We start from the raw sequence: 12298 nt of genomic DNA, 5'->3' as shown, positions 1-12298 counted from the left end.
ACTTGCGCCACTTGGCATTATTGCTCGCAGGCAAGCGCTATCATCGTGGCAATTTATCCATCAACTCGTTAACTATGACCAGTATCTATCAAACGCTGTTGGCGCAAGCGCCGCAGGATCTGCCTAATGTCAAAGCCATTCATATCGCCAAAGATGACAACCCGAATGCCAAGTTCGCTGCCATTGAGTTGGACGACGGCACCATTGGTTTAACCTACACCAAGCTCGGTGGTGCCTTTGCGAAATTGCAGGATGAAAACCTGTATCAGGCGTTTATCGGCAAAAGTGTCCGGGAACTGGCGGCGATCAGCGACAGTGAGCAAGACTGGCAACAGGTTATCGGCGCTGGCGCGATTAATGCCATCAGCCAGTTGATGCTAAAGCAGCGCGGCTTTCACTACGCCAAAGCCGAAGACACCCTAGCCATGCTTAACATCCAACCCGGTGAACAGGTCGGCATGGTTGGCTTTTTTGCGCCATTGGTTGAACAGTTGCGGGCGGACGGCATTAAGGTAACCGTGATTGAACTGCGCCAAGATCTGGTGCAGCAGGCAGATAACTTTGAGGTTACCACTGACGCCAGCAAACTGAGCCAGTGCGACAAAGTGCTGATCACTGGCACCACCTTGATTAACCACACCATCGATGGTTTGTTGGCGCACTGTGGCAACGCCAAAGAGATTGCGGTGGTTGGCCCCAGCGTTGGCATTTTGCCGGAACTGCTGTTCGATAAAGGGATCACCATCGTCGGTGGCCGCGCGGTTATTAACGGCGCGCTGTTTATGCAGCGCTGGCGCAGCGGCGACAAGTGGAAAGAATCGGTGGTGCGCTACTCCTTAACCAAAGCCGATTACCGCGTTTAAGCCGCACACAACCAATAAAAAAGCACGGCGATTGCCGTGCTTTTGTCTATCTGCGCTGCGATTACAGCCCTTTGTGAGGGCCAAACACTTCGTAATGAATGTTGGCTTCAGCCACACCCAATTGCAGCAGCTGCGCCTTCAAATCGCTCATAAACGCTAGAGGACCACAAAGGTAGAAATCGCCGCTAATGGTCAGTTGATCGGCAACCTCAGCCAGCTTCATGGTGCCAGCAAAATCATACTGCTCGCTTTGAACATCGTCGGTTTGCGGCTCGCGGTACCAATGGTAAGCGGCAAAGTCCGGATACTGCGCCTGCTTACGCTTAATGTCGGCAGCAAAGGCGTGCACAGCACCATTATCACAAGCGTGCAGCCACACAGTGTTGTGGGGTGCTTGTGGCAAACGCTGGTTGAGCATACTCAGCATCGGAGTTAAGCCCACCCCCGCGGAGATCAGCGTTACCGGCGCGGCATCGTCGCTTTTAAGGAAGAAGTCCCCTGCCGGTGGGATCAGCGCCACTTCATCGCCAACTTGATAGTGATCGTGCAGCAAGTTCGAAGCAATGCCGTTGGCTTCACGCTTAACGCTGATGCGGTAATGCTGACCATTGCTGGCGTCCGACAGCGAGTACTGACGGATCTCGATATTTTCCAGCGTAGGATGTTCCAGTTTCAGGCTGAGGTATTGGCCAGCGTGATAAGCCACCACCGCTTGGCCATCAACCGGAGTCAGTTCAAAAGAGGTGATCAGCGCCGATTCTTCGGTTTTGGCACTGATCTGGAACTGGCGAGTACCACGCCAACCACCGGTCGCCGCCGCAGCGTCGTTGTAGATCTGCGCTTCGCGGTTGATGAAGATCTGCGCCAGCACGCCATAAGCCTTACCCCAGGCTTCCAGTACCTCTTCGGTCACCGCTTCGCCGCCCAGCTCTTTTAGGGTCTCCAGCAAGTGAAAACCAACCACATCGTACTGCTCTGGGGTGATCAAAAAGCCGGTGTGCTTCTGGGCTATCTTCTCTACCGCGCCCGCCAAAGCCCCAAGGTTGTCGATGTTGCTGGCGTAGGCCGCTACCGCGTTAAACAGTGCCACCGGCTGATCGCCTTTATGTTGATGCGCCAAGTTAAAGGTGTCTTTTAGCTCTGGATGATGGCGGAATAAGCGTTGATAAAAGTGCTTGGTCAACTCCGGTCCTGCGGCAACCAACAGAGGAATGGTGCTTTTAACAACGGCGATGGTTTTTGAATCCAACATAGAGTGCGGCCTTAATAGGTTTTTGTTTTACATGTTTAAATTCAAGGTAAAGGTGCATCCGCTATCTATCAATTAGATTTAAATGCCAATTTACAATCTAGTGAGCCCGATCTCTAAAAAGAAAATCAGTAACTTAGTCCGGCAACAAAGGCGTGGGCGACGATGAAATAGCGGTGTATGCTGATGCGTTACGCCGTTTTCCCTGACACACTGCCGCGCATTTTACTAGCGATTTTTTTTGCCAACGACAACTGGTTGGATTTGCACCGCTCTGGCTGCGATTAGCCACGCCTATAAACCTCTATTTGCGCACTGTTGTTTATCCACTAATCAGCCGATTAATGTCGACTGGACAGCCCTTGTGCGCTTAGTTAGGGTGGCCAAGACCCTTCACTTTTGGACCCCGCACTTGAATCCCAACGACGCCCACCACGACTTTCATATCGAATACGACGACGAGCCACTATCTGACCGTACGAAGGGCCGTGGCAAAGGGGCAAATCGTGACGATCTCGATGACAGCAAACCAAGCGGTCGTGCCAAGCCAAGCGGCCCACGCCAAGCCAAAAGCGTCGATAACGTCATCAACAGTGCGATTTTTCAGCTGTCGCAGCGGGATCACACCATCAGCGAGTTACGCAGCAAACTCGGCCGTAAAACCGATAATCCAGAATGGATTGAACAGGCGCTGACTCGCTGCTTGGAACTGGGTTATCTGCGCAGTGACGAGCAATTTGCCCGTTACTTTTGCGAGCAGGCCTACAGCAATCTGCGTGGTGCGGCGTACATTCGCAAGACGCTGGCGAAAAAAGGGATCGACGCGGCGGTGATTGAGCGCAGCATCATCACCGCCAGCAGCGAAATGGGGATTGATGAAGCGGTGATGGTGGCGCAATTGTTGGCGGAATACCCAACGCTGGAAACCATCAGCAAAGAGGCGTTAACCAACCAGTTTTATCGCCGTGGTTTCAGCGCTGCCCAGCTTAATCAAACACTGGCCGAGCATCCTGAGCGGCAGTTGCTTAAGAGCAAAGCCCAGCTTAAAGGCGCCAAGGCCAGCCTAGAGCGAGAACTGTTGAAATTGGTGCGTAAACACAAAGGGCTTGCGGTGATCCGCCAAGAGCTGCGCGCCAAACATATCGATATTGATGGTTTAGAGGCGTTGGTCGATAAGCTCAGCCGCAGCGGCGACATCGATCTGTTTGAAAGCGCTAAAACCTGCCTTGAACGCAAACGGATGGCGTTAGATAGCCATCAAGATCGCAGCAAAGCCTACGGCTATCTGATGCGTCGCGGCTTCAACAGCGAACAGGTGAAATACGCCATTGAGGAGTTAAGCCAAAGCGAATAGCCTCAGCTTAGGATCCCCTGCTCTACCGCTTGTTGTAGCTTAGCCTCAAGGTTGTTCCACAACGCCTTGCTGCCAGCGCTAATGTGGCGCTGATTCAGTTCAAACACCTGCGCTTTACTGATGTTATTTCGCTGCCAACTGAAGCCATTATCATTGAGGTTTTGCAGCAGCGGTGGCACCCGGTCGATCGCTTTGGCAAAACATGCCTCTGGGCTTTCACCTAAATTAAACTCTTGGTAAAGCGCCAACATCTCAGCCGCAATCGACGCCGGAAGCGGCGTTAGCAATTCGTGAAAAGCGCTAAGCTCCGCTTGTTTATGGCTGGCGTTTTCACTGGCATAGACAATCTTATCGCCAGCGCCTATCTCCCCCAGATCGTGCAGCAGCATCATCTTAATCATTTTGTTCACATCAACCGCTTGGTTAGCATATTGCGCCAATGTCATCGCCAATAAACAGACATGCCAACTGTGTTCTGCCGAGTTTTCCAACCGGTTAAGACCAACTGGCCGAGACTTGCGCTCCACCGCCTTCAACTGCTCAATAGCCATCAGAAACTGCAAAATACCGTCCAATTGATTCATAAAATCTCCATGTAAAAAAACGCCCCGACATCAGTCGAGGCGTTGTTTGCTAAATCGGCCACGTTAGGCGGCTTGCTCTTCTCGCAGGGCGCGGCGGAGGATCTTGCCAACGTTGGTCTTAGGCAGTTCATCGCGGAACTCAACGTAGCGCGGCACCTTGTAAGCTGTTAGGTTTTCGCGACAGTAAGCGATCAGTTCCTTATCGGTCAGGCTGTCGTCACTGCGTACCACCACCACTTTGACCACTTCACCGGCCTTTTCATCTGGGGCGCCAATGGCCGCCACTTCCAGCACTTTATCGTGGCTAACCACCACCTCTTCCACTTCGTTCGGGAACACGTTAAAGCCGGAAACCAGAATCATGTCTTTCTTACGGTCGACAATAGTGAAGTAGCCCTTTTCGCTCATCACGCCGATGTCACCGGTCGACAGCCAGCCGTCTTTCAGCACTTCGGCGGTGGCATCTGGACGTTGCCAGTAACCGGCCATCACCTGCGGGCCTTTGACTTGGATTTCGCCGCGCTCATCGCCGCTGATTGGATTGCCCAATTCATCCACCAAGCGCATCTGTGTCGATGGCAGTGGCATACCGATGGTGCCGTCGTAACCGGGACTGTTATAAGGCGCGAATGAGGCCGCTGGCGAAGTTTCAGTTAGGCCGTAGCCTTCCAGCAAGCGACTGCCGGTTACCTTTTCCCAATGCTCGGCAACCGCACGCTGAACCGCCATACCGCCGCCCAGTGCCAGTTTCAGCTTAGAGAAATCAACCTGATCAAACCCTGGGGTATTCAGCAGACCATTAAACAGGGTGTTTACCCCGGTAATGGCAGTAAAGCGGTTGTTCTGCAGCAGCTTCACAAAGGCCGGCATATCCCGCGGGTTGGTCACCAATAGGTTGCAGCCGCCGATCTTCATAAACAGCAGGCAGTTCGCGGTAAGGGCGAAGATGTGATAGAGCGGCAAGGCGGTGATCACCACCTCATCGTTTTCAAGAATGTCGCTGCCAAGGTAGGCGCAAACCTGTTCAAGGTTGGCCACCAGATTACGATGGATCAGCACCGCGCCCTTAGATACGCCGGTGGTACCACCGGTGTACTGCAAGAAGGCGATGTCGCTGTTGTTGATCTCTGGACGCTGATACGGCAGTGATGACCCCTTGGCCAGCGCCTGATTAAATGGCACGGCTTTCGGCAAGCTAAAGGCTGGCACCATCTTCTTGACGGTCTTCACCACAAAATTAACTAGGGTGCGTTTCGGGAAACCGAGCATGTCGCCCAGCTCGGTCAAAATCACATGCTCTACTGGAGTGTGTTCAATCACCTGCTCTAGGGTCGAGGCGAAGTTGGCGACAATCACAATCGCTTTAGCGCCAGAGTCTTTCAGTTGGTGCTCTAGCTCACGGGCGGTATACAGTGGGTTGACGTTAACCACCACCATCCCCGCACGCAGCACGCCCCACAGCGCCACTGGGTATTGCAGCAGATTAGGCATCATCAATGCAACCCGATCGCCCTGCGCTAGTTTTAAGTCGTTTTGCAGGTACGCCGCAAAGGCTTTGGATTGTTGATCCAGCTCGTTGTAGCTGATGCTTTTGCCCATGTTTGAGAACGCCGGTTTGTCGCCATAGTCGGCGATTGAGCGTTCTAGAAGGTCAACAAGGGAATTGAACTGATCTGGATTGATCTCAGCGGGGACATCGTCGGGATAGCTTTGCAGCCACGGAAAATCCATTTTTCCTCCTCTGCGGCCGTTTTCGGCCTGTGCTTCTGGTTCTTGAACCGTCGTGTTCAAACGATCGTTTTAATGGATAATGTGATTGCGCTCACCAAAAATCAACCATATTTCACAATCCGTTACTCAGGCGTCACAGGTTCGACCAGTAGCATCTCAGCAGATCTCACTGGCAATAAAAAAGGAAGCCGAAGCTTCCTTTTTTACAATCTCATTTCGCCTTAGCGAAGTACCAGTTTCATCAATGGTTGGGCGCAGATCTCACCACGCCAACCCTGCAGCAGATCCGGAGTCTTACCAAAGCAGTCTTGCCAGATGTAGTTAACGTATTGGCTAACCAACTTCTTCGACGCGATAAATTCCGGCTGCACCTGATGTTGCTCGGCCAGCTTCAGTACGAGTGTGCGTACTTCAGCAACCGCTTCCCGAAAATCAGGATCTAATCCGGTCGGATCGATAGGCTCTGGCGGGTTATCGAGATCCGCCCGCGCTACCGCGCCTAAAATCGAGCGACCGTAACGCTGGAAAGTACGCGCGTCGAGTCCCTCTAGCTGCTCTAGATAAGCCAGTGAACGCGGCGCTTTTTTGGCGATATTCAAAAGCAGCGCATCTTTGATAACGAAGTTAACCGCCAAATCTTTGCGGATCGCCACTTCCAAGCGCCAGTGTGCCAGCGACTTTAACACCGCCAGTTGCTTCGGCTTCAGCTGAAAAGCGTTTTTAACTTTCAGGTAGGCCTTTTCAGGGCGTTCAGGATCCAAACGACCACGACAAGCGCGTTCGCCCTCTTGCCACAGCCAATCCAAACGACCGGCCTCGGTGATCGCCGCCAGCATGGTTGGGTAGATCTGATGCAGATACAGCACATCGGCAGCTGCGTAGTTGAGCTGGGCGTCCGACAGCGGCCGCTTTAGCCAATCGGTGCGGGACTCGCCTTTATCCAGATCGATATCCAGATAGTGCTTAATCAGCTTGGCGTAACCCATCGCCGCACCAAGATTCAACAACACCCCAGCCACTTGGGTATCAAACAGCGGTTTCGGTACCACGCCACCGCGCTGGGCGAAGATCTCCAGATCCTCGCTGCCGCTGTGCAATACCTTAACCACCGACTCATCCGCCAGCAGCTGCCAGAATGGGCTTAAATCAGTAATCGCCAATGGATCAATCAACGCTAAGTTGACGCCATCGTACAGTTGGATCAATCCCAACTGGGCGTAGTAGGTGCGAGTGCGGACAAACTCGGTATCAATCGCCACAAAATCTTTGCTGCGGCTCTCTAAGCACAACGACGCCAGTGCGGCGTCGTTGTCAATCCACTGCCATTGCAGTTGACTCATTTAGCTTCCTCTTGTTCGCGCAGAACGCGACGTAAAATCTTACCGACGTTGCTCTTTGGCAATTCATCACGGAATTCTACCAGTTTTGGCACCTTGTAGCCGGTCAGATGTTTACGACAGTGGGCGATCAGCTCTTTGTCGGTCAGCGATGGGTCTTTGGCAACCACGTATACCTTCACAATTTCGCCAGACACTTCGTGGGGCAGGCCAACCGCGGCTACTTCCAGCACTTTATCGTGCAGTGCGATCGCGTCTTCCACTTCGTTCGGGTAAACGTTAAAACCAGACACCAGAATCATGTCTTTCTTACGATCAACGATGTAAAGGTAACCATCGCTGTCGATACGGGCGATATCGCCGGTGCATAGCCAACCATCATCGAAGGTCTTTTCGGTCTCTTCTGGACGTTCCCAGTAGCCCTGCATCACCTGTGGACCACGCACTTGCAGTTCGCCGATTTCGTCGATGCCAACCACTTCGCCAGCGTCGTTAACCAAACGAATGTCGGTGCTTGGGAATGGCAAACCGATGGAGCCGTTGTATTCGGTTTGATTGTAGCGACCAGCAGCCACTACCGGTGAACATTCGGTCAGACCATAGCCTTCCACCAACGCTACGCCGGTGATTTTCTGCCATTTTTCCGCCACCGCACGCTGTACCGCCATGCCGCCGCCAACGGTCAATTTCAGGTGCGAGAAATCAACATTGTTGAACTCTGGGTGGTTGATCATCGCGTTAAACAGGGTGTTTACCCCGGTAATCGCGGTGAACGGGTACTGTTTCAGTTCGCCAATGAAGTTATCCAGATCACGCGGGTTGGTGATCAGCAGGTTCTGCGCGCCCTTTTTCATAAACAGCAGCAGGTTTACGGTGTTGGCAAACACGTGGTATAGCGGCAGCGGGGTTACCACCAGCTCTTTGCCCTGCTCTAGCAGCGGCCCAAAGAAGGCATCGGCTTGCAGCATGTTGGCCACCAGATTGCGGTGGCTGAGCATGGCCCCTTTGGCCACCCCAGTGGTGCCACCGGTGTACTGCAAAAATGCAATGTCGTCGCCTTTGATGTTCGGCTTGATGTACTGCATGGTTTGGCCTTTGGCCAACACTTTGCGCATCGATACCGCGTGTGGCAGATGGTATTTAGGCACCATCTTCTTCACGTACTTCACCACAAAGTTAACGATGGTGCGTTTTGGACCGGAAAGCTGATCGCCAATTTTGGTCAGGATCACGTGCTTTACCGCAGTTTCGTGGATCACCTTTTGCAGGCTTAAACCGAAGTTGGTTACCGCCACAATCGCCACCGCACCGGAATCGTTCAGCTGATGCTTTAGCTCGCGCGGTGTGTACAGCGGGTTAACGTTCACCGCCACCATACCAGCGCGCAGAATGCCCATCAGAGCGATTGGGTATTGCAGTAGGTTTGGCATCATCAACGCGACGCGATCGCCTTGGCGCAGCTTCAAATCATTTTGCAGATAGGCAGCAAACGCACGGCTTTGCTCTTCGACACGACGGTAGGTCAGTACCGCGCCCATGTTGATGAACGCCACCTGATCGGCGTAATCGCGATAGCTGTGCTCAAACAGCTCCAACAGGTTCTGATATTGATCTGGGTTGATCTCCGCCTCTACCTGAGACGGGTAACTGGCAAGCCAATGTTTTTCCACGCTGTTCTCCTTTGATGGAACAGTACTGCTGCGGTTAATACTGCGGCGTTCGTAACTGTGTAATTAGGTGTTCGCTCGGCAAGGTTAGTGCCGAGCGAGAAATTCAATGATCGCCGTAGCGGTTTGTTGCGGGTGGGTCATATGGCAATGATGGCCACCGGCAACGTCAATTCGTGTTCCCTGTGAAAACCAGCTTTGGCGGCTAGGCCAAGCCTGTTTCAGTGTAGAGAATCCCTGCTCTGCCAGCAGGATAAGTGTCGGCACCGTCAGTTCCGACAGCCACTGCTGCGCTTGCTGATCACTCATCAGCAGCAACGAACGCTGGCGTAAGCGCGGATCGCTGCGCCAACGATAGCCGTTATCACCAGGCTGCAGATTGCGCAGCAGTAACGGCTCTAACAATGCCTCTGGCAAATCGGTCAGCGCCTTACGGGCGGCCACCAATCGCGCCAACTGCAGGTTGTCATCCGGACGGCGGCCCTTAATGCGCGATTCGATCCCTTGCCGAAATTGCTTAGCGGTCTGCTCTGGGGTTTGGGTTAATGGCCCCAGCGCTTCAATCGACACCAGCGCCGAACACTGCTGTGGATAGCTGGCCAGATAAAGGCTGGCGAGAATGCCGCCCATCGAATGGCCAATCAGGCACACGGGCGCGCTTGGCAGTTGCAGCATCAATTGATGCAGTTCGTACAGGTAATCCAGAAACGGATAACTGGCACCGACGCCGCGATGATCGGAATGACCGTGACCCGGCCAATCAATTGCCAGCAGTTGATAACCTGCAGCCACCAGATAAGGCGCTAATGGCGCAAAGCTTTCGCTGTTATCTAGCCAGCCATGCACTGCCAACAGCATTGGCGCGTCATCATTGCCCCAGTGCTGTGCCGCGATATTCAAGCCGTCCAGCTGATATTGCCGCGGTGTCGGCGGCGCCAAGGTTGCCACAGAGGTCATCCTGAATCCTGATCAACTTCACAATTTTGATGGCGATTGTAACTGGTTGGAGCAGTCATGCCAATTTAGCTAAACCTTTGATTATTAACTGCTCGCAATGGCACAACTGTGCACTGAAACTGCTTCAAAAACGGGGTAGGAGAAACAACTTGTAACCAATTAGGGCGTGTTGACGTTTGGTGTTCAGAATTTGGTCGAGGATAGCAGCTGTCAATCGAGGATTGCGATTGAAGGCCCTCTCTTCTGAAATCAAAATCAGGGCTCTACGTCGAAATCGTATGACGAAGAGTGACAGCTGCTAGTCCGACCCTGCAAGGCGCCCCCAGTGACCCCGGAACAGCAAACAAACCGAGCAAGTTCAATTTACTTTCAAAAGTCGCCAAGAATGGGCGCAAAAATATACGGCAAAGGTCAACACGCCCTAACAACCACTGTCGACAATCCCTATGGTAGGCGCGAAACCGTCATGGCGATTGCTGTAATAGGCGTAACACTGGTCGTTCAGTTTCATTCCCTTAAGCCACACCAACACCAAACCACGACTGTTATTCGGCGGTTCTGGGAAACCCGGTGCGGTGCGTTGGTTGCCGACCCCGCACAAATCGTTTTTGCTGCAGATCTGATTGGTCTGGGTGAACTCAATGGTTTTGCCAAGATCCAGAATGTAGGTCCACGCTTTATTCCAGTGGCCCTGCACGTAGCCGTTGTAGACGGTAACGGTGGTGCCAAATTCAGGCAGGGTTACTTGATGCACCTTCAGTGAGTCGGTGCTCTGATCAGCCAGCAGCACTTTTTCGGTGCCAGGTAAGTAGGTTTTAATCCGGATCTGCTCGGCGCCGCCTTTCATCGCCGCCGCCACCGCTTTTAGGGTGGCAATCCGAGCATTGGCACTCAAATCGACGTACTTCACTGAAGCCACCACCGCCAGCAGCGCTATCAGTAACAGGACGATCACCAACTCCACCAAGGTGAAGCCCCGCAGCAGCAGCCGCCCATTGCCATCAGGTTTCCTGTTCATCCCTGCCCCCACTTATTGCCACCCTTTGTTACCTGATAGTAAGCCCCGCCAGCCCGTAAAAGATAGCCATGCCATCAAAGCACTGAGGAAAAGCCGCAGATGCTGCTCATACAGCGAAGGAGATGACTACTCTTGCAAAGCAATGATCGCCATTGGCCAATTGGTATTATTACAGGATGGTAATAGTCAATTGCCAGATATGGGAATTATCAACTCGTTTGTGACCAATATAATGGCGCCATCAACCGGACGATGTGCCTTATCCATCGTCAACGAATTCTCACTAACGTGATATCAGGAAGCCGAAATGACTGCACAACCGATTCAGTGTAAAGCGATGGTAGCGTGGGCCGCAGGCCAACCTCTGAAAGAGGAAATCGTCGAAGTGGCGCCACCGAAAGCCGGCGAGGTACGGGTCAAAATCATGGCCACCGGCGTGTGCCACACCGACGCCTTTACCCTATCTGGCGATGATCCAGAAGGGCTGTTTCCGGCGATTTTGGGCCATGAAGGCGGCGGCATCGTTGAAGCCATCGGTGAAGGGGTGACCAGCGTTCAAGTCGGCGATCACGTTATTCCGCTGTACACCCCAGAGTGTGGCGAATGCAAATTCTGTAAATCGGGCAAAACCAACCTGTGCCAAAAGATCCGAGAAACCCAAGGTCGCGGCCTAATGCCAGACGGCACCAGTCGTTTCTCTATCAATGGTCAACCGATCTTGCACTACATGGGCTGCTCCACCTTCAGCGAATACACCGTGCTGCCGGAGATCTCTTTGGCCAAGATCAATAAAGAAGCGCCATTGGAAGAGGTGTGCTTACTGGGCTGTGGTGTGACGACCGGTATGGGCGCGGTAACCAAAACCGCCAACGTACAACCGGGCGACACCGTTGCGGTCTTTGGCTTGGGCGGCATTGGCCTGTCGGCGATTATCGGCGCGCAAATGGCCGGTGCTGGCCGGATCATTGCCATCGACATCAACCCAAGTAAGTTCGATCTGGCCCGCAAGTTAGGCGCCACCGATTGCGTTAACCCAAAAGAGTTCGACAAGCCGATTCAAGAAGTGATCGTCGAAATGACCGATGGCGGCGTCGATTTCTCGTTTGAGTGCGTGGGTAACGTCCATCTGATGCGCAGCGCACTGGAGTGCTGCCACAAAGGTTGGGGCGAATCGGTGGTGATTGGGGTTGCCGGTGCTGGGCAAGAGATCTCCACTCGTCCGTTCCAGTTAGTGACCGGTCGGGTATGGCGCGGTTCCGCTTTTGGTGGCGTTAAAGGCCGCTCTGAGCTGCCGGATTACGTTGAACGTTACATGAACGGCGAATTTAAGTTAGACGACTTTATTACCCATACCATGTCGTTGCAGGACGTCAACAAGGCCTTTGATCTGATGCACGAAGGCAAAAGCATCCGCACCGTGTTGCACATGAACCGTTAAGTTTTACCCACTGAGGAGGGCATCCCCTCCTCAGTGTTTTCAAATTCACTCGACGGCGCTGTGCTGGCGCCGTCATCGCCACTTACCCGTAGCCTGTTGT

General features: G+C 53.2%; 10 protein-coding genes. 3 read left to right on the top strand and 7 right to left on the bottom strand.

Annotated elements, in window-relative coordinates; translation table 11 throughout:
* Positions 1–74 precede the first annotated feature (74 nt).
* Positions 75–863 (top strand): Rossmann-like domain-containing protein, encoded by a 789-nt coding sequence (locus tag G506_RS0100680; RefSeq protein WP_156904744.1) that lies wholly within the window; start codon positions 75–77, stop codon positions 861–863.
* A 61-nt stretch (positions 864–924) separates the two neighbouring features.
* On the opposite strand, the gene hmpA is transcribed toward G506_RS0100680, so the two are convergent.
* Complete coding sequence (gene hmpA, locus G506_RS0100675; RefSeq protein ID WP_028115197.1) at positions 925–2115, bottom strand: NO-inducible flavohemoprotein; 1191 nt, start codon at positions 2113–2115, stop codon at positions 925–927.
* 376 nt (positions 2116–2491) lie between these two features.
* Between hmpA and G506_RS0100670 the strand changes: the two genes are divergently transcribed.
* A complete protein-coding gene (locus G506_RS0100670) occupies positions 2492–3466 on the top strand; it encodes a RecX family transcriptional regulator (protein WP_051201785.1) in 975 nt (324 codons plus the stop codon).
* Positions 3467–3468: 2 nt separating this feature from the next.
* Here G506_RS0100670 and G506_RS0100665 read toward each other — a convergent pair whose 3' ends face one another.
* The 6 genes from G506_RS0100665 to G506_RS20230 all read right to left on the bottom strand — a co-directional run bounded on the left by G506_RS0100665 (position 3469) and on the right by G506_RS20230 (position 10760).
* Positions 3469–4050 (bottom strand): HD domain-containing protein, encoded by a 582-nt coding sequence (locus G506_RS0100665; RefSeq protein WP_028115195.1) that lies wholly within the window; start codon positions 4048–4050, stop codon positions 3469–3471.
* 63 nt (positions 4051–4113) lie between these two features.
* Positions 4114–5781 carry a long-chain-fatty-acid--CoA ligase FadD gene (fadD, locus tag G506_RS0100660; protein ID WP_028115194.1) on the bottom strand — a complete coding sequence of 556 codons (1668 nt, stop codon included), beginning with the start codon at positions 5779–5781 and terminating at the stop codon, positions 4114–4116.
* 221 nt (positions 5782–6002) lie between these two features.
* Positions 6003–7121: a ribonuclease D gene (rnd, locus tag G506_RS0100655; RefSeq protein WP_035386863.1), complete on the bottom strand. Its 1119-nt coding sequence runs from the start codon at positions 7119–7121 to the stop codon at positions 6003–6005.
* Positions 7118–8788 (bottom strand): long-chain-fatty-acid--CoA ligase FadD, encoded by a 1671-nt coding sequence (fadD, locus tag G506_RS0100650; RefSeq protein ID WP_028115192.1) that lies wholly within the window; start codon positions 8786–8788, stop codon positions 7118–7120. Before fadD (G506_RS0100650) ends, rnd begins: the two co-directional genes overlap by 4 nt.
* A gap of 84 nt (positions 8789–8872) precedes the next feature.
* A complete protein-coding gene (locus G506_RS0100645; protein ID WP_035386862.1) occupies positions 8873–9742 on the bottom strand; it encodes an alpha/beta fold hydrolase in 870 nt (289 codons plus the stop codon).
* A 421-nt stretch (positions 9743–10163) separates the two neighbouring features.
* Positions 10164–10760, bottom strand: a complete 597-nt coding sequence (locus tag G506_RS20230) for a prepilin-type N-terminal cleavage/methylation domain-containing protein (protein ID WP_051201784.1) — start codon at positions 10758–10760, stop codon at positions 10164–10166.
* Between the two features lie 307 nt (positions 10761–11067).
* Here G506_RS20230 and G506_RS0100635 point away from each other — a divergent pair, with 307 nt between their 5' ends.
* A complete protein-coding gene (locus G506_RS0100635) occupies positions 11068–12198 on the top strand; it encodes an S-(hydroxymethyl)glutathione dehydrogenase/class III alcohol dehydrogenase (RefSeq protein WP_028115190.1) in 1131 nt (376 codons plus the stop codon).
* Positions 12199–12298: the final 100 nt, after the last annotated feature.

Source organism: Ferrimonas senticii DSM 18821 (assembly GCF_000422665.1).
Taxonomy (GTDB): Bacteria; Pseudomonadota; Gammaproteobacteria; order Enterobacterales; family Shewanellaceae; genus Ferrimonas; species Ferrimonas senticii.
This window is presented reverse-complemented; position numbering and strand designations above follow the sequence as displayed.